This is a genomic window from Methylobacterium sp. GC_Met_2, assembly GCF_026540795.1.
Taxonomy (GTDB): Bacteria; Pseudomonadota; Alphaproteobacteria; order Rhizobiales; family Beijerinckiaceae; genus Methylobacterium.
Genome location: NZ_JALNUM010000125.1, coordinates 1 through 16,888, shown reverse-complemented (window position 1 = coordinate 16,888; position 16,888 = coordinate 1). Strand labels below are relative to the sequence as shown.

Below are 16,888 nucleotides of genomic sequence, written 5' to 3'. Positions count from 1 at the left end.
AGCGCCGTAGCGGCGCTCGCGAGAAGAAGCTTCTTGATCATCTGGTCCTCACTGGTCGTCCCGCACCGGCCGAAAGCGGACAGAGGCAGGACATGGATCGGGTTGCGTTCCAGCGGTTCCAGGGTTGCTTTGCGCTCTGCGGTGTCGCCGACCGCTTCCGCGGCCCCTTATGGCAACCCGCCGTTTTTCCCCGGCACCTTGACCCCACAACGCGCTCGAATTGCCAAGGTTCAGTTACGGCTACGCTTTTTCATAGGCCGGTCGATCGACAAATTGTCGCACCCCCTGTCGGTTCCGGCCAAGCTCGTTGATTGGTCCTTCTTACGGTATGAGCGCGATGGCGGAGATCAGGCGCCCGTAATCCGGCTCGCCCCGGTGGGTGGCCCGGCGATAGCTGTAGAAGCGTTCGGCATCGGCGTAGGTGCAGAGGTTCAAGGCTGCGGCTTCGGCCACCTCGGCCTCGGCGAGCCGGGCCAGGATGAAGCCCGGCAGGTCGAACTGGGCATGATCCGGACGGGCACCGGTGCCGAGGAAGCGGTCCATTCCCGGGGCCTCGCTCCGGAAGCGGGCGATGAAATCCGGACCAACCTCATAGGAGCGCTGGCTGATCGTCGGGCCGAGCACCGCAACGATCCGGTGCCGCCGGGCGCCCAGCGCCTCCATGGCGGTCACTGTCGCTTCGATCACCCCGGTCAGCGCGCCCTTCCAGCCGGCATGGGCAGCCCCGACCACCCCCTCGGCGGGATCGGCGAACAGGATCGGCCCGCAATCTGCGGTGGCGATACCGAGTGCCAGCCCCTCCACACGCGTCACCATGGCGTCCGCCCGGGGCCGTTCTGTCGGCGCGAAGGGCGCCTCGACGGTGACGGCCTCGGCCGAGTGAACTTGGTACAGGCTCACGAGCCGGTCGGCCGGTAGCCCGAGCTGCGCGCACATCCGCGCCCGGTTCTCGATCACGTGCTCCAGCGCGTCCTGGGAGCCGAGACCTCCGTTCAAAGAGGTATAGGTGCCCTCCGAGACGCCGCCGCGGCGGGTGAAGAAGGCATGGCGGATGCCCGCGCATGCGGAGAGTTCCGGCGCTTCGATCAACAGGCCTGCGGTCACGGTCGACCCTCCATGAGTCCTGACGAGCGTTCGGGGTGGCGCCCCGATAGCGCACGGGCGGCCCCTTGACGATGTCGCTCAGACGTCAGATTCTTGCTGCAATGCAATATGAGGCCGGTACCGGCCCCATTCCGAGAAGGATTGCAATGACGCACGGGATCGAGTCCGAAGCCCTGAAGGACACGTCCAAGCCGGTGGCCGAAGCGCCCCGCAGCCCGAACTCGCCCGCGCATCCTGTCACGCGCGAGCCTGCCGCTTTCGACCCGAACGATCCGAACCCGCCGGCTCCGCCGAGCCCGCGTCCGGCAAACCAGACCGATTCCGGTTTCGGTTCGTTCGGTTGAACGACTCCGGCGTTACGGATCCGGAAAACCCGGGAGCGGCCCCAGATCCGGGCCGCTCACCGCCAGACTCTTGAACAAGCTGCCCATCCCGGTCCGTCCGGGATCCGTCAGCCGCGCGACCGCCGCGTCGATCTCCGCCGCTTGGGCTGCCGTGGCACGGGCCTTCAGCCGCTCCGCACGTTGGCGCAGGCCGAGGCTCAGCAGGAAGTCGCCCTGATCAACCGGTCCATGGGCCCGGGCGCCGGCACTTGCGGCCGCTTTGGACAGGGCGGTGAAATCAACATGGTGCGTCAGGTCGGCCTCGCCGGGCGCCGCCAACGGATCGGTAAAGCCGTGCCGGGTCATCGCCTGAAGCGTGTCGCCGAAGCCGGGGCGGACATGGCCGTAATCGAGCATTAGCAGCGCGCCGCCCATCGTGCAGAACCGCTGCGCCAGCGCGCGGATGACGGCGAGGCCCGCGCTCGGCACGCTGAGCAGCCCACCTTCCGGCCCGTCGGCGTCGAGGCTCGGGGTCGGTTCCGGTGCGAGTCCGAAGGTGAAGCCGCCCTGCGCGTCGAGGCCGACCTGACGCGCGTGCCAGCCCGCCGTACCCCGCACGAACTGAAGGACCGGCAGGCAGTCGAAGAACTCGTTGGCCAGGATGATCGCGGGCCCTTCGGGCAGGGACTCGAGGCCGTTGTGCCAACGCGCGCCCGTGCCGGCGAGGGTTCGTTCCTGCACCGCCCGCAACACCGGGCTGGTCTCGACGAGGTGTGGCGCGACACGCAGGCCCGACGCGGCGGCCCGGAGCGCCCGCAGGGCATCCGCCATCAGCGTGCCGCGGCCGGGGCCGAGTTCGATCAGGACCAGGGGATCCGGCCGGCCCATCAATTCGTGAACGTAGGCGGTCCAGGCCCCGATCAACTCGCCGAACATCTGGCTGATCTCGGGCGCCGTCGTGAAGTCGCCCCGCGCGCCCAGGGGATCCCGGGTGCGGTAATAGCCATGGACCGGGTGGCCCAGGCAGAGCGCCATGTAGCGGTCGATGCCGATCGGCCCGTTCTGGCGGATCAGCGCTGCGATCTCCGCCGCAAGCGGCGTCACGCCCCGACGGGCGCCTTGCGCGCCTCCTCGGAGGCCGGCACCTCGACCGGGTGACGCGGGCGCGTCCGGCCGGTCGCCGCCAGCACGATGTAGGTGAGGCCGACGATCATCATCGGCACGCAGAGCAGCATGCCCATGGTCACGCCGCCGCCCATCGGCCCGAGATGGTCTCCGAACAGGAAGCCGAGCTGCCGGTCCGGCTCGCGGAAGAACTCGCAGACCGTCCGGGCCAGGGCGTAGCCCAGGACGAAGATGCCGCCGAGCAGCCCGGGTTTGCGGAAGCCGAACCGGCGGACGCTGATCGCCATCACGATGAACAGCAGCAGGCCCTCGGTGGCCGCCTCGTAGAGCTGGCTTGGATGGCGCGGCAGCGGGCCGCCGCTCGGAAACACGATCGCATAGGGGAAGTCGGGCGCGACGCGGCCCCACAGCTCGCCGTTCACGAAATTGGCGATCCGGCCGAAGAACAGGCCGATCGGCACGACCACGGCGCCGATATCGAGCAGCGTGTAGCCGTTCAGCCCTTTGGACCGGGCGAACAGCAGGAAGGCCAGGATCGCCCCGATGAACCCGCCGTGGAACGACATGCCGCCGTTGCGGATCGCCAGGATCTCCCACGGATCGGCGATGTACATCGGCAGGTTGTAGAACAGCACGTAGCCGATCCGCCCGCCCAGCACGACGCCGAGCGCCACCCAGACGACGAGATCGTCGATATCGACCACCTGCGGGCGCTTCACCACGCCCCAGAGGCTGTCGGCCATGACGAGGCGGCGCGCGTAGTACCAGCCGCCGATCAAGCCGGCGATGTAGGCGAGCGCGTACCATTTGATCGTGATCGGCCCGATCGCGAGCGCCACCGGATCGATGGCCGGAAAGGGCAGGGCGAGGAACGGCATCGGTCTCACCTCCGGGGCGGCCGGATTGGACGCCGGAGGGGCGGCGCGTCAAGCCCACATGAAGCTTTGCCGGAGGCGAAGCATCAGGCTGGCACGAACAGGAAGCCGTGTCCGTCCGGTCCGGCGCAATAGATGGCTGCGTCGTCCGCGGAGGCCCGTGGCGACAGTCCGGCCTCGCGCAGGCGTCGCACGAGGCCCTTCGGATCGGCCGTCGAGAAAATGGAGCGGGTCGCGGCTCGGTCGGCGGGGCAGTATGACTGCCGCCGCTGCTGCGTGGCCGGCGCGCGGTAATGCAACAGCTCCACGTGCGGCGCCGGTTCCGGCGGCTCCAGCGCGATCACGTCGACCTTGGGATCGTCCACGCCGTCGAGGCGCGCCTGCTCCGGGCCCTGGTTCAGTCCGCGCTGCGCCACCGTGAGGCCGAGCGGTCCGGTCAGAAAGGCCAGGGCGGCGTCGAGGTCGGCGACGGTGATCGCCGAATGGTCGATGCCGAGGAACAGGCCGGGCGCGTGCCGCCAGCGCGCGGCCGGTGGCCCGTCCGGGAACCCGATCAGCTCCAGCGGATGCCCGTCCGGGTCTCGGAACTTGTAGGCTGTCACACCCCCCGAGGAAGCCGGCAGGCGTTGGGCGCCGTCGCGGCTGATCGGCGTCGGGCCGACCTGGGCGAGCTGTGCCGTCGCGGCATCCATGTCGCGGACGGGGATCGCGAAGTGCTGGAAGAACGGGTCGGTCGCCGCGGGATCGGGCGGGTAGGGCGCGCCGGGCGGATCGACTGTGAGGAAGGTCACGCTTTGCGCCCCGAGCCGCATACGCAGCTGCATCGCGCGCCTGTCAGCGAACCCCATCGCTTCCGCCTGGCCGGCCGGCACGGGCTCCGGCGGGGCGACCCGTTCGAAGTCAAGGCCATCCCGATAGAACGCCTCCGTGGCCGCAAGGTCCGCGACGGTGCGGCCGAATCCGACGATCGCGCGCACCCCGCTCACAGGAGTGGTGCTCCGCGGACATTGACGTAGATCGCGTAGATCGCTTGCGAAGCGCACAGGAACAAACGGCTGTTGTTGCGGCCGCCGAAGGCGAGGTTGGCCACCGTCGCGGGAACCAGGATCTTGCCGACCAGCGCGCCGCCGGGATCGATGCAATGGACGCCGTCCCCGGCGCTCGACCAGATGTTGCCGTGCTCGTCGCAGCGGATCCCGTCGGCATTGCCCGGCGCGATCTTGAAGAGCACGTCGCCCCCGGACAGGCTGCCATCTTCGGCCACGTCGAAGGCGCGCACGTGCTGCACCGGGTCGGGAGCGAACTGCAGCCCGGTCTCCACGATGTAGAGACGGCGCTCGTCGGGGGAGAAGCACAGGCCGTTCGGCCCCTGGAAATCGTCCGCCACCACCCGCAGCGAGCCGTCCCGCGGGTCGAACCGATAGACCGCGGCGGGCAGCTCGGCCTCCTGCTTGCCACCCTCGTAGTCGGTCTGGATGCCGTAGGGCGGATCGGAGAACCAGATCGTCCCGTCCGACTTGCAGACGACGTCGTTGGGCGAATTCAGGCGCCGCCCCTGGTAGCGCTCGACGAGACCGGTGATGCTGCCGTCGAGCTCGGTCCGGTGGATGCGCCGGGCGCGATGCGAGCAGGACAACAGCCGGCCCTGCCGGTCGCGGGCATGGCCGTTCTCGAAGTCGCCGGCGTCGCGATAGACGCTGAGGCCCGCCGAATCGGCCCAGCGCATCACCCGGTTGTTGGGCAGATCGGAGAAGAGCAACTCGTCCCGGTCGCCGAAGAAGACCGGCCCCTCGGTCCAGCGGAAACCGTCGGCGAGTTTCTCCAGGGGCGCATTCGGCAGCACGTAGGCTTTAAAGCGCGGCTGCGTGAACTCGAACCCGTCCATGGCGCGGCCCTACTTGAAGCGGCCCGGCTGATTCAATGTCGGTTCGACCTGCAGACCTGTCACGATCATCGTGCAGGGTTCGTCACCGACAGTGCCGGACAGGTGACCCTTCCGGCCGTCGCGCGCCTTCGTATTCTGATCCTCGCCCATCATCAGCTCGCCCGGGCCCATTTCGACCCGGTGGCCATCCATGGTTTCTACGAACCAGCGGCCGGAGAGGATCGCGATCCATTGCGGGCGCGGATTCTCATGCCATTCGCCAACCCAGCCCACCGGCAGGACCGTGAAGGTGACGACCGAGGGCGCCGGATCCATCTTGTCGTTCCACTGCGGCGCGGTTTCGGGGTCGATGCCCTCGAACTTGAACCGCTCTAGGTGGAACAGCTCCTGGCGGCTCATCCCTTCCGCGTCGGTGTAGACGTGCCAGTAGGGCATTTTCGGAGGGGTGGGTTCGGTCATCGTCGTTCCTGCGGCGGCGGGGATCAGGGTCCTCGCACAACGAGCGGGTTCGGCGATGGTTCGCGGCGGACGATCAGACGTCCTCTCCGCTTGGAGGCCACGGGACCGGCCGCGTCATGATCGCGTCCCAGGCATACGGGCAGTTCGCCGGGACGATGTCCTCGTCGAGACCGGTTTCGCCCGCAGCCTCGATCCGCGCACGATGATAGGCACGTGCGACAAGCCCCTCGATCTGCGAGCGCAGGCTTGGGCTGTCGTCGAGCCGCTCCTCGACCACGCAGCGTTGTGTCCGGATCGATGTGACCCAGCTCCGGCTTCGCCGGGCAGGTTGATGATCCCATTTCAGCAGATGCAGCAGGATCACGCTGAGAGCGCTGGTCAGCGCATGACGCTCGCTGCGGCCCAAGATGCTCGATGTCGAGGCGAGACCAAGCGCCCGCGCGCAGAAAGCGCGTCTGCTCCTGAACCCAGGCATGGACATCGCCCTCATAATCCGTGGCGATCGTCCCGCGCGCAGCACGCTTTGGAGCTGTCACAGCTGCCTCCTCGTCGCCCATCCGTAAACGGGCAAGACAAGCCTATCACATCTGCTCGGGGATCCGGTCCGTCTGCGCGAGGTTCGAGAACCGGGTGATGTTGGCGTCGAACTGCAACTCCACGGTGCCGGTCGGGCCGTGACGCTGCTTGCCGAGGATCACCTCGGCCTTGCCGTGGACGCGCTGCATCTCGGCTTCCCAGGCGAAGAACTCCTCCGTGCCTTCGCGGGGCTTCTTATTGCCGACGTAATACTCCTCGCGGAACACGAACATCACCACGTCGGCGTCCTGCTCGATCGAGCCTGATTCACGCAGGTCCGAGAGCTGGGGACGCTTGTCGTCGCGGTTCTCCACCTGACGGGAGAGCTGCGACAGGCCGATCACCGGCACCGCCAGCTCCTTGGCCAGCGCCTTCATGCCGGTGGTGATCTCGGTCATCTCCTGCACCCGGTTGTCGCTGCGCTTGCCGGAGCCCGAGAGCAACTGAAGATAGTCCACGATCAACAGGTCGAGGCCCTTCTGCCGCTTCAGGCGCCGCGCGCGCGCGGACAGCTGGGCGATCGAGATGCCACCGCTCTGGTCGATGTAGAACGGGATCGTCTGCATGTCCCGGGCAGCATCGGTGATCTTGTAGAAGTCCTCGGGCCGGATGTCGCCGCGGCGGATCTTGTAGGACGGCACGCCCGACTGCTCGGCGATGATACGGGTGGCGAGCTGCTCGGCCGACATTTCGAGCGAGAAGAAGCCCACGATACCGCCGTTCACGGTCTTGGTCGTGCCGTCCGGCTGCTTTTCGCCGCGGTATGCCTTGGCGATGTTGAAGGCGATGTTGGTCACCAGCGAGGTCTTGCCCATCGCCGGGCGGCCCGCGAGGATGATCAAATCGGAGGGCTGCAGGCCGCCCATCTTGGCATCGAGGTCGGAGAGGCCCGTGGCGATGCCCGAGAGCTTGCCGTCGCGCTGATAGGCCTTGGCGGCCATGTCGACCGCGGCGGTCAGCGCGTCCGAGAATTTCTGGAAGCCGCCATCGTAGCGTCCGGCCTCGGCCAGTTCGTAGAGCCGCCGCTCGGTCTCCTCGATCTGATCCCGTGGCGCCTGCTCGACCGGGGCCTCGTAGGCGCCGTTGACCAGATCCTCGCCGATCGTGATCAGGCGCCGGCGGATCGCGAGGTCGTAGATCGCGCGGCCGTAATCGCCCGCGTTGATCACCGTGGTGGCGTCGGCGGCGAGCCGGGCGAGGTACTGCATCACCGTCTGGCCGCCGAAATCGGCGTCGCCCAGATAGGTCTTCATGGTGATGGGCGTGGCGAGCTTGCCGGCCCGGATCAGCGAGGCCGCCACCGTGTAGATCTGCTGGTGGGCATCCTCCATGAAATGCTCAGGCAGCAGGAAATCCGACACCCGATAATAGGCGTCGTTGTTCACCAGGATCGCGCCCAGCAGCGCCTGCTCCGCATCGATATTGTGCGGGGCGACGCGGTATTCGGCCTGGACCGCTTCCAGCTTGGCCGTGAGCGCATTGGGCAGGGCCATCGGCGGACGACTCCGTAACAAGCGCCGCGGCGGGCGCACCAGGATCACACCGCACGACCTTGGCCACGGTATGGTTACCGAAGCTTAGCCGACGGCCGGTTCTCCCGGGCCGAGGCACGGAAAAGCGGACGCCCGCCGACTCGCATGAGTGGCGGGCGTCCATGCTGGAACAAAACTGGAACATGTCAAGTCTCGGAGACGATCATCCCCATTGTCCACCGCTATACAGCCGTCGGAACCACTACCCCGTGGTCCCGCTCGCAAGCCGCCTCACGTCCGCCGCTGGGCCTGCCCCTCCTGCTCCTCGAAGCCCTTGAGCATCTTGTCGAGCGTCAGCGGGTACTCGCGCACGCGGATCCCGGTGGCGTTGTAGATCGCATTCGCGAGCGAGGCGCCGGCCCCGCAGATGCCGAGTTCGCCGAGGCCCTTGCTCTTCAGCGGGTTGGTCTTGTCGTCGAGCTCCGGCAGGAACACCGCGTCGATCTCCGGGATGTCGGCGTGGACCGGCACATGATACTCGGCAAGATCGTGGTTGACGAAGTAGCTGTAGCGTGGATCGACCACCGCATCCTCCATCAATGCCGCGCCGACCCCGAAGGTCATGCCGCCGATCGCCTGGCTGCGGGCCGTCTTGGCGTTGAGGATGCGTCCGCCGGTGAACACCCCAAGCATCCGCCGCAGCCGGATCTCGCCGGTATCGACGTCGACGCCCACTTCGGCGAAATGCGCGCCGTAGGAATATTGCGAGAATTTCTGTTTCATCTCGCCCGGCTTGATCTCACCGGACGCTTCGAGCCCCGATCCGGCGAGGTCGGTCAGCGCCTCGGTGCGATTGCCGGACGTGACGGCCCCGTCCCGGAACGTCGCCCCATCGGCGTTGAGGTCGCCGGCCTTGAGCAGAGCCTGCCGCAGGTTGTCGCAGGCGACGTAGAGCGCGGAGCCCGCCGAGGCGGCACCGAACGAACCGCCCGACCCCGACGCCATCGGGAAATTCGTGTCGCCGATCTCGACCCGTACGCGCTCGGGCGGCAGGCCCAGCATCTCGCCGGCGATCTGGGTGAGGATCGTGTACGTACCGGTGCCGGGATCGGTCATCGCCATCTGCACGACCAGTACGCCGTCCGGCCCGAGCCGGACCTTGGCGGCCGACGGCATCAGCGGGTTGAGCCGGGCGGCGGCCGACATACCCATGCCGACGAGCCAGTTGCCCTCACGCCGGCTGCCCGTCGCTTGCCGCTTGTCCCAGCCGAACAAGCGGGCACCCTCCCGCATGCACGGCACGAGCTGGCGGGTCGAGAACGGCACCTTCTTCTCGGGATCCTCGACCGGCTCGTTGAGCACCCGCAGCTCGATCGGATCGATCTTCAGCTGCTCGGCCAGCTCATCCATGGCGCATTCGAAGGCGAGCTGGCCGACGGCCTCGCCGGGCGCGCGCATCGAGGAGGCGATCGGCATGTTCAGGTTCACGAGCCGGTGGCGCGTGACCCGGTTCTGCGCCGCGTAGAGAGACCGGGTGACGTTGGCCGAGGTCTCGAAGAACCCGTCGCCCTCGGCGGTGTCGGACCACGATTCGTGGCCAATCGCCGAGAGGCGCCCGTCTTTATCCGCACCCAGCCGGATCCGCTGGATCGTGTCGGTGCGGTGGGTGGCGACGTGAAATTCCTGCTGGCGGGTCAGTGCAACCTTCACGGGGCGCTGGACGACTTTCGAGGCCAGGATCGCAAGCGTCGCCTCCGGCTGGACCTGGAGCTTCGCGCCGAAGCCGCCACCGATATAGGGGCTGACGATCCGCACCTTCTCGGGCGGCAGCTTCAGCACCGAGCCCAGCGCCTTCTGGCCGCGATTCGGCATCTGGTTGGCGGTGTAGAGCACGACGCCATCGCCCTCCCACGACGCGATGGTGGCGTGGGGCTCCATCTGCGCGTGGATCTGGTTCGGCGTGACGTATTCCACGTCGAGCTTCACGGGCGCGGCCGCGAACGCAGCGTCGAAGTCGCCGAGCTTGGAATCCGGCGGGGAATTGACCGGCTTCGGCTCGTAGGCCGAAGCTAGGCTGTCCTTCAGCAGCCCCTTGGGCTTGGTCACGTCGTACCGCACCTTGACCAGCATCGCGGCGGCGCGAGCCTGCTCGAAGGTCTCCGCCACCACGAAGGCGACCGGCTGCCCGTAGAAATTGATCCCGGTCCCCTGGAGCTGTGGCCAGACCTGCTCCTTCTTCTCGCCCTGCTCGGGCACGTTCTCGTGGGTCAGGACCAGGATCGTGCCCGGCGCCTTGCGCGCGGCGTCCGCATCGATCGACCGGATCGTGCCGGACGCGATCGTCGCCGGCACGATGTAGCCGTAGGCGGGGTTCTTGAGCGCTTGGGTCTCGTACGCGTAGGGCACATGGCCCATGACCTTGAGTTTGCCCTCGACCCGGCTGAGCGGCTTGCCGACGAGGCCGTCAGGACGGTCGTCGAGCGGCGTCCGGCCGATCGGCTGATTCATCTCCATGGGAACGGTCCTTGCCGGGATTTAAGCGCGGGTCGCCTGCGCCACGACGGCGCGCAGGGTCCGACGGGTCAGCGGGATCTTGAAGTCGTTGCTGCCGTAGCCGCGGGCGCCTTTGAGCACCGCATCGGCGGCGGCATCCGCCGAGCCGGTCTGCACCAGAGCCGTCTCGGCCTCGGCCACCCGCCAGGGCTTGTGCGCCAGACCGCCGAAGGCTAGGCGCGCGGCCTGAGGCTTACCGCCTTCGGCCCCTGCGATCACCGCGGCCACCGAGACAGTGGCGAAGGCGTAGGACGCCCGGTCGCGGACCTTCCGGTAGATGTGCAGGCCAGCCACCGGCTTCGGCAGCGTCACGGCGGTGATGATCTCGCCCTTGCGCAGCTCGGTCTCGATGTGCGGGGTGTCGCCCGGAAGCTTGTGGAAGTCGGCGATCGGGATGCTGCGCGCTGCACCGTCCGGGTTCATCGTCTCGACGGTGGCGTCCAGCGCCCGCATGGCGACCGCCATGTCGGACGGGTTGGTGGCGATGCAGGCTTCACTCGCGCCGACGATCGCCATGATCCGGTTGAACCCGCCGATCGCCGAGCAGCCGGAGCCGGGCTCGCGCTTATTGCAGGGCATCGCCGTGTCATAGAAGTAGTAGCAGCGGGTCCGCTGGAGGAGGTTGCCGGCAGTGGTCGCCTTGTTGCGCAGCTGTCCCGAGGCGCCGGCCAGCAGCGCCTTGGCGAGAACCGCGTAGTCCTTCCGGACCCGCGGGTCGGCCGCGAGGTCGGCGTTGCGCACCAGGGCGCCGATGCGCAAACCGCCCTCCTGCGTGGCATCGACCGTGCCGAGGGGCAGCCGGTTGACGTCGATCAGGGTCGCCGGGGTCTCGATCTGGAGCTTCATCAGATCGAGCAGATTGGTGCCGCCGGCGATGAACTTCGCATTCGGCCGCTCGGCCGCGAGCTTGGCGGCGTCCTGCACAGTCGTGGGACGCTCGTACGTGAAGGCCTTCATGTCCGGCCCCTTAGAGGTTGCTGGCGGCGGTATCGCGGATCGCCGCGACGATGTTCGGGTAGGCGCTGCAGCGGCAGAGATTGCCGCTCATCCGCTCGCGGATTTCGGCGTCGCTGAGCGTTGGGGTCGCCGCGATGTCCTCGGTGACGTGGCTCGGCCAGCCGGCCTTGGCCTCGCTGAGCATGCCGACCGAGGAGCAGATCTGGCCCGGCGTGCAGTAGCCGCACTGGAAGCCGTCATGCTCCAGAAAGGCCGCCTGCATCGGGTGCAGCTTGTCGCCGTCGGCCAAACCCTCGATCGTGGTGATCGAATCGCCCTCGTGCATCGCCGCAAGCGTCAGGCATGAATTGATGCGTCGTCCGTCGACCAGCACCGTGCAAGCGCCGCACTGGCCGTGATCGCAACCCTTCTTCGTGCCGGTCAGCGCGAGATGCTCGCGCAGCGCGTCGAGCAGGGTGGTGCGCGTATCGAGGACGAGGTCGTGCGGCTGGCCGTTGATGGTGAGCCGTACCGGCAAGGTCTGTGGGGCCGGGTCGCCCGGCGCGGCGACGGCGGGTGCCGGACGGAAGCCCAAGGCGCCGAGCGCCCCGGCCGCGGCGCAGCCCTCCACAACGGCGCGCCGCGTCAGTGTGAACGGTGCCTTCGGGGTCTCGTCGATCATGCTGCTATCCCGCCCGGGCGCAGCGCGTCACGGCGCAGCGCAGCCTGGTATCCAGCGTGCCAACGCCCGGCTCGACGGATTAGATCCGGTCCAGACTGCGCCCGTTCAACGCGGACCGGCGGCGTCCAAGAACCCGATCGGGCGACACGGATCGGCCATTCCCCATCGCTTCGACGCGCACGAGGACGAGGTTGCTTCGGAACGTGTCACGCCACCATCATTTGGCTCGATCGAGACTCATCCGCGAGATCCCAGCATGGCCGAGACCGTCCCGACCCTTGCCCTCAATGACGGGCACCGTATCCCGCAGATCGGCTATGGCTGCTGGCAGCTCTCCGATGCGCAGGCGCCCGAACTCGTCGGCAAGGCACTCCAGGCCGGCTACCGCCTGATCGACACCGCGGCGGCCTACGGCAACGAGGCCGGCGTCGGACGCGCGGTCCGCGACGCGCAGGTCTCGCGGGACGAGATCGTCCTCACCACCAAGCTCTGGAACGACCGCCAGGGCCGCGACGAAGCGCGGCGGGCTTTCGACGAGAGCCTGAAGCGCCTCGGCCTGCCCTACGTCGATCTCTACCTGATCCACTGGCCGTGCCCGCAGCGGCACCTGTTCGTCGAAACCTGGAAGACCTTGATCGAACTTCAGAAGGAGGGCCATGCGAAGTCGATCGGCGTCTCGAACTTCACGTCCGAGCACATCGCCACGCTGGTGGCGGAGACCGGTGTCACCCCGGCGGTGAATCAGATCGAGCTGCACCCGCATTTCCAGCGCAAGGCCCCGCGGACAGACGACGCCCGTCACGGGATCGTGACAGAATCGTGGAGCCCGCTCGGCCAGGGCAAGGAGCTGAACGATCCGGCTATTCTCGCGATCGCGAAGGCGCATGGAAAGACCGCCGCCCAGGTGGTCCTGCGCTGGCAGGTGCAGACCGGCTGCGTCGCGATCCCGAAGACGGCGCGGCCCGAGCGCATCATCGAGAATATCGCGCTGTTCGATTTCGAACTCTCGACCCAGGAGATGGACCGGATCGCCGCCCTGGACCGGTCCGACGGCCGCATCGGGCCCGATCCCGCGACCTTCTGCTGAGCCGATACCCTTCTGCGGCGCAGCATGACACCGCGCCGCAAAAGATTTATGCTCAGAGCTAGCATATCTAGACAGGCGCCCTCAGCCCCCATAAGTTAGGCGGCACAATGCTCAAACTGAGCATAATGGAGGACGCCATGGCGGCGACCGTTGCACCCGTCTCGCGCACGCCCATCCAGGGCCTGCCGTTGCCCGACCTCTACGCCCGCGTCAGCCGGCACGTTCCGGCGATCGAGTGGCCGGCGCTCGCGCCGGATATCGAGGCGATCCTGCGCCTGAAGCGGGAGCGCAACGCCGTGATCCTGGCGCACAATTACCAAGCGCCGGAAATTTTCCACACGGTGGCCGACATTGTGGGCGACAGCCTTGCGCTCGCCCGCGAGGCCGTGACCGTCGATGCCGACGTGATTGTCCTGGCAGGCGTCCACTTCATGGCGGAGACCGCCAAGCTTCTGAACCCGAGCAAGACCGTTCTGATCCCCGACATGGGCGCCGGTTGCTCGCTGGCCGATTCGATCACCGCCGCGGACGTGCGCGGCCTGCGGGCCAAATACCCGGGCGTGCCGATCGTGACCTACGTGAACACCTCGGCGGCCGTGAAGGCCGAGTCGGACCTGTGCTGCACCTCAGGCAACGCTGTCGCCGTGGTGCGGTCGCTGAACGCCCCCCGAGTTCTGATGATCCCGGACGAGTTCCTGGCGCAGAACGTCCAGGCCGAGGTCCCGGAGGTCGAGATCCTGACCTGGGCCGGTCACTGCGAGGTGCACGAGCGCTTCACCCCGGCCGATATCCGCGACGTCCGCGACAGCTATCCCGGAGTTACGGTCATCGCGCACCCCGAATGCCCGCCGGATGTGGTGGCCGAGTCCGATTTCTCCGGCTCGACCGCCATGATGATGGACTTCGTGCTGCAGAAGCGCCCGAGCCAGGTGGTGCTCGTGACCGAGTGCTCGATGGCCGACAACATCGCGGCGGCCAACCCGGATATCGAGTTCATCAAGCCCTGCAACATGTGCCCGCACATGAAGCGGATGAGCCTGAGCAACATTCGCCGTGCGCTCGAAACGATGACCCATGAGGTCACGGTCGATCCGGCTTTGGCCGATCGTGCCCGGGCCGCTGTGGAACGCATGCTCCAGGTGCGCACGCGATGAACGCCATCTCCCCCAACAATGCTGACCGCGTGATCGTGGTCGGCGGCGGCGTCGCGGGCCTCAGCGTCGCGCTGCGCCTCGCACCCCGTCCGGTGACACTGGTCACCGCCTCGGCGATCGGCTTCGGCACTGCCACCGGCTGGGCCCAGGGAGGCATCGCCGCCGCGGTTGGCGCCGACGACGCGGCGGCGCTCCATGCCGCCGACACGGAAGCCGCCGGGGCCGGGCTGACCGAGCCCGAGGTCGCGCTCCGGGTCGCGCAGGAAGGGCCGGCGCTGATCGACTGGCTGGTACGCCTCGGCGTGCCGTTCGACCGCACCGGGGATGCTGCGCTCGCCCTCGGGCTGGAGGCGGCGCATGGCCGCCGTCGCATCGTCCGCTCCGGCGGCGACGCCACCGGGGCCCGCGTGCTCGAAGGGTTGGTGCGGGCCGTGCTGTCCGCACCGTCCGTGGAGGTCGTCGAGGCGCGCGCCTGCGACCTGCTGCGGGACACGAACGGGGCCGTGGCCGGTATCGTGGCCGAGCGCGACGGCGCCCTGTTCCGGATTCCGGCCCGCGCGGTGGTGCTCGCCACCGGCGGCGTCGGCGCGCTCTACGCGGCGACGACGAATCCGACGGGTGCCGTCGGCCGCGGTCTGGCGCTCGCCGCCCGCGCCGGCGCGGTGATGCGCGACATGGAGTTCGTGCAGTTCCACCCCACCGCCATCGCGGCCGGTGCCGATCCGATGCCGCTCGCCACCGAGGCCCTGCGCGGGGAGGGTGCCCGGTTGATCGACGAAACCGGCGCACCCGTTATGGCCGGTATCGCGGGTGGCGATCTCGCGCCCCGTGACGTGGTCGCGCGCGGCATCTTCCAGGCGCTGCAACGGGGCCGCACGGTCTATCTCGATGCCCGTGGGGCGCTCGGCGCTTCGATGCCGACACGCTTCCCGACCGTTGCGGGCCTCTGCGCCGCGGCCGGCATCGACCCGGCCGTGCAGCCGATCCCGGTCCGCCCGGCCGCGCACTACCACATGGGCGGTGTGAAGGTGGACACCCACGGTACCACCTCGGTGCCGGGCCTCTACGCCTGCGGCGAGGTGTCCTCGACGGGGCTGCACGGCGCCAATCGGCTCGCCAGCAATTCCCTGCTGGAGGGCTTGGCCTATGCGCGCTTCATCGCCGATGGGCTCGACGCGCCGCCCCCCGCGGCCATCGTGCCCGAGGCCGTGACCCTGCGGGCCGGTAGCGACTTGCCGGCGCTGCGGGGGCTGATGGAGAGCAAGGTCGGTGTCGTCCGCGACGCGGCCGGGCTCGCCGAGGCCGTCGCCATCCTCGAGCCGAAGGCGGAAGGCTGCGATGCCGCCCTGGTGGCGTTGCTCATCACCCGCAGTGCGCTGGCGCGCCAGGAGAGCCGCGGCGCCCATTGGCGCAGCGATTTCCCCCACCTCGCCCCGGCGGCCCACACCGAGACCACGCTGGCCGAGTTGTCCGCCGCGCCCCGCACGATCCCGTCCGCCGAGGAGGCGCTGACGCCATGATTCAGTCGGTCCTCTCCGAAGAGATCTTGCCCCTGCCGCGACTCCTAGTGGAGCCGGTGGTTCGCGCCGCCCTCCTCGAGGATCTGGGCCGCGCGGGCGACATCACCACCGACGCCATCGTGCCCCCGGGCGAGCGCATGCGCGGGGTGATCGCCTCCCGGCAGGACGGCGTCATCTCGGGCACCGACGCCGCCGCCATCGCGTTCGCCCTGGTGGATCCGGCCGTGACCGTCACGGTCGAGCGCGGCGACGGCGCCCGCGTTGCGCCCGGCGACGTGGTGCTGCGCCTCGAAGGTCCGGCCCGGGCGATCCTGACGGCCGAGCGCGTCGCCCTCAACCTGCTCTGTCGAATGTCGGGTGTAGCCACGGCCACCCACGGTCTCGTCGAAGCGGCGCGCCCGCATGGCAAGGCGTCGATCGTCTGCACGCGCAAGACAACCCCGGGTCTGCGCGCCCTGGAGAAGCACGCCGTGCGCGCCGGCGGCGGCTCGAATCACCGGTTCGGCCTCGACGACGCGGTGCTGATCAAGGACAACCACGTGGCGGTGGCGGGCGGTATCGTTCCAGCGATCGAGCGCGCCCGCTCCCGGGCCGGACACCTCGTGAAGATCGAGTGCGAGGTCGACAGCCTGGAGCAGCTGGCGGAAGCGCTCTCGGTCGGTATCGACGCGGTGCTCCTCGACAATATGGGTCCCGACCAGCTCGCTCGCGCGGTGGCGATGATCGAAGGACGTGCCCTCTCGGAGGCCTCGGGCCGGATCACCCGGGAGACCGTGGGGGCGGTGGCGGCCTCCGGTGTCGACCTGATCTCCTGCGGCTGGATCACCCACTCGGCGGCGATCATCGATCTGGGCCTGGACGCGGCCTGAGCTGGTGGTCTCCCGGGCCGCGTCGGGCGGACACGCCACTGTCATCACGTTCGGGTGACAAGTCTTGGCTCCGATCATCTCTCAGTTGATCGAAGCCTATCGTCGCAGAGCTGACTCGCTATGGTTTCGCGAACAGCGACGCCATCGCCGGGACCCGCCCGTGAGCCAAGCCTTGAACCCTGCGGCAGCCCCAGCGGTCGATCTTCCGGCGGCGCGTGTGCCGCGCAAGCCCGGCGCGGTCCGTCACGGACCCGGCGCGGCGCTGATG

The 16,888-nt window shown here is 68.6% G+C and carries 15 protein-coding genes and 1 pseudogene; 5 read left to right on the top strand and 11 right to left on the bottom strand.

The features are described 5' to 3' along the window. Positions 1–321: 321 nt before the first annotated feature. Entirely contained in the window at positions 322–1,092 is a 771-nt protein-coding gene (gene pgeF, locus OXS49_RS28125; protein WP_267427959.1) for a peptidoglycan editing factor PgeF, read from the bottom strand. Positions 1,093–1,169: 77 nt separating this feature from the next. Here pgeF and OXS49_RS28120 point away from each other — a divergent pair, with 77 nt between their 5' ends. Beyond that, positions 1,170–1,448: a fibronectin-attachment protein (FAP) gene (locus OXS49_RS28120; RefSeq protein WP_244003493.1), complete on the top strand. Its 279-nt coding sequence runs from the start codon at positions 1,170–1,172 to the stop codon at positions 1,446–1,448. 12 nt (positions 1,449–1,460) lie between these two features. Here the strand turns inward: OXS49_RS28120 and OXS49_RS28115 are convergent, their stop codons facing one another. From OXS49_RS28115 to paoA, 10 genes and pseudogenes are all read right to left on the bottom strand, one after another. Beyond that, positions 1,461–2,531: an SAM-dependent methyltransferase gene (locus tag OXS49_RS28115; protein ID WP_267427958.1), complete on the bottom strand. Its 1,071-nt coding sequence runs from the start codon at positions 2,529–2,531 to the stop codon at positions 1,461–1,463. Further along, positions 2,528–3,430 carry a prolipoprotein diacylglyceryl transferase gene (gene lgt / locus OXS49_RS28110; RefSeq protein ID WP_244003497.1) on the bottom strand — a complete coding sequence of 301 codons (903 nt, stop codon included), beginning with the start codon at positions 3,428–3,430 and terminating at the stop codon, positions 2,528–2,530. The genes OXS49_RS28115 and lgt overlap by 4 nt, the downstream gene beginning before the upstream one ends. A gap of 83 nt (positions 3,431–3,513) precedes the next feature. Beyond that, positions 3,514–4,413: a VOC family protein gene (locus OXS49_RS28105; protein WP_267427957.1), complete on the bottom strand. Its 900-nt coding sequence runs from the start codon at positions 4,411–4,413 to the stop codon at positions 3,514–3,516. Beyond that, a complete protein-coding gene (locus OXS49_RS28100) occupies positions 4,410–5,312 on the bottom strand; it encodes an SMP-30/gluconolactonase/LRE family protein (RefSeq protein WP_267427956.1) in 903 nt (300 codons plus the stop codon). The genes OXS49_RS28105 and OXS49_RS28100 overlap by 4 nt, the downstream gene beginning before the upstream one ends. A 9-nt stretch (positions 5,313–5,321) precedes the next feature. Next, on the bottom strand, positions 5,322–5,771 hold the full coding sequence (locus tag OXS49_RS28095) for a cupin domain-containing protein (protein WP_244003502.1): 450 nt from the start codon (positions 5,769–5,771) through the stop codon (positions 5,322–5,324). 73 nt (positions 5,772–5,844) lie between these two features. Beyond that, a pseudogene (locus OXS49_RS28090) lies at positions 5,845–6,328 on the bottom strand (DUF29 domain-containing protein). 24 nt (positions 6,329–6,352) lie between these two features. Continuing rightward, positions 6,353–7,840, bottom strand: a complete 1,488-nt coding sequence (locus OXS49_RS28085; RefSeq protein WP_244003504.1) for a replicative DNA helicase — start codon at positions 7,838–7,840, stop codon at positions 6,353–6,355. A 270-nt stretch (positions 7,841–8,110) separates the two neighbouring features. After that, on the bottom strand, positions 8,111–10,333 hold the full coding sequence (locus OXS49_RS28080) for a xanthine dehydrogenase family protein molybdopterin-binding subunit (RefSeq protein ID WP_267427955.1): 2,223 nt from the start codon (positions 10,331–10,333) through the stop codon (positions 8,111–8,113). A 21-nt stretch (positions 10,334–10,354) separates the two neighbouring features. After that, entirely contained in the window at positions 10,355–11,329 is a 975-nt protein-coding gene (locus OXS49_RS28075; RefSeq protein ID WP_244003508.1) for a xanthine dehydrogenase family protein subunit M, read from the bottom strand. A gap of 10 nt (positions 11,330–11,339) precedes the next feature. Continuing rightward, positions 11,340–11,990: an aldehyde dehydrogenase iron-sulfur subunit PaoA gene (gene paoA / locus OXS49_RS28070; RefSeq protein WP_267427954.1), complete on the bottom strand. Its 651-nt coding sequence runs from the start codon at positions 11,988–11,990 to the stop codon at positions 11,340–11,342. Positions 11,991–12,246: 256 nt separating this feature from the next. Here paoA and OXS49_RS28065 point away from each other — a divergent pair, with 256 nt between their 5' ends. The 4 genes from OXS49_RS28065 to nadC all read left to right on the top strand — a co-directional run bounded on the left by OXS49_RS28065 (position 12,247) and on the right by nadC (position 16,620). Further along, complete coding sequence (locus OXS49_RS28065) at positions 12,247–13,077, top strand: aldo/keto reductase (RefSeq protein WP_267427953.1); 831 nt, start codon at positions 12,247–12,249, stop codon at positions 13,075–13,077. Positions 13,078–13,214: 137 nt separating this feature from the next. After that, positions 13,215–14,231: a quinolinate synthase NadA gene (gene nadA, locus OXS49_RS28060; RefSeq protein WP_244003516.1), complete on the top strand. Its 1,017-nt coding sequence runs from the start codon at positions 13,215–13,217 to the stop codon at positions 14,229–14,231. After that, entirely contained in the window at positions 14,228–15,751 is a 1,524-nt protein-coding gene (locus OXS49_RS28055; protein WP_244003519.1) for an L-aspartate oxidase, read from the top strand. Before nadA ends, OXS49_RS28055 begins: the two co-directional genes overlap by 4 nt. Continuing rightward, positions 15,748–16,620 carry a carboxylating nicotinate-nucleotide diphosphorylase gene (gene nadC / locus OXS49_RS28050; protein ID WP_267427952.1) on the top strand — a complete coding sequence of 291 codons (873 nt, stop codon included), beginning with the start codon at positions 15,748–15,750 and terminating at the stop codon, positions 16,618–16,620. Before OXS49_RS28055 ends, nadC begins: the two co-directional genes overlap by 4 nt. The last annotated feature ends 268 nt before the right edge of the window (positions 16,621–16,888 follow it).

Bases quoted from the DNA above. Each gene is read 5' to 3' on its own strand.
- OXS49_RS28095 (WP_244003502.1), bottom strand. From the start codon at position 5,771: ATGACCGAACCCACCCCTCCGAAAATGCCCTACTGGCACGTCTACACC.
- OXS49_RS28085 (WP_244003504.1), bottom strand. From the start codon at position 7,840: ATGGCCCTGCCCAATGCGCTCACGGCCAAGCTGGAAGCGGTCCAGGCC.
- OXS49_RS28100 (WP_267427956.1), bottom strand. From the start codon at position 5,312: ATGGACGGGTTCGAGTTCACGCAGCCGCGCTTTAAAGCCTACGTGCTG.
- OXS49_RS28075 (WP_244003508.1), bottom strand. From the start codon at position 11,329: ATGAAGGCCTTCACGTACGAGCGTCCCACGACTGTGCAGGACGCCGCC.
- nadC (WP_267427952.1), top strand. From the start codon at position 15,748: ATGATTCAGTCGGTCCTCTCCGAAGAGATCTTGCCCCTGCCGCGACTC.
- nadA (WP_244003516.1), top strand. From the start codon at position 13,215: ATGGCGGCGACCGTTGCACCCGTCTCGCGCACGCCCATCCAGGGCCTG.
- paoA (WP_267427954.1), bottom strand. From the start codon at position 11,990: ATGATCGACGAGACCCCGAAGGCACCGTTCACACTGACGCGGCGCGCC.
- OXS49_RS28065 (WP_267427953.1), top strand. From the start codon at position 12,247: ATGGCCGAGACCGTCCCGACCCTTGCCCTCAATGACGGGCACCGTATC.
- OXS49_RS28055 (WP_244003519.1), top strand. From the start codon at position 14,228: ATGAACGCCATCTCCCCCAACAATGCTGACCGCGTGATCGTGGTCGGC.
- lgt (WP_244003497.1), bottom strand. From the start codon at position 3,430: ATGCCGTTCCTCGCCCTGCCCTTTCCGGCCATCGATCCGGTGGCGCTC.
- OXS49_RS28080 (WP_267427955.1), bottom strand. From the start codon at position 10,333: ATGGAGATGAATCAGCCGATCGGCCGGACGCCGCTCGACGACCGTCCT.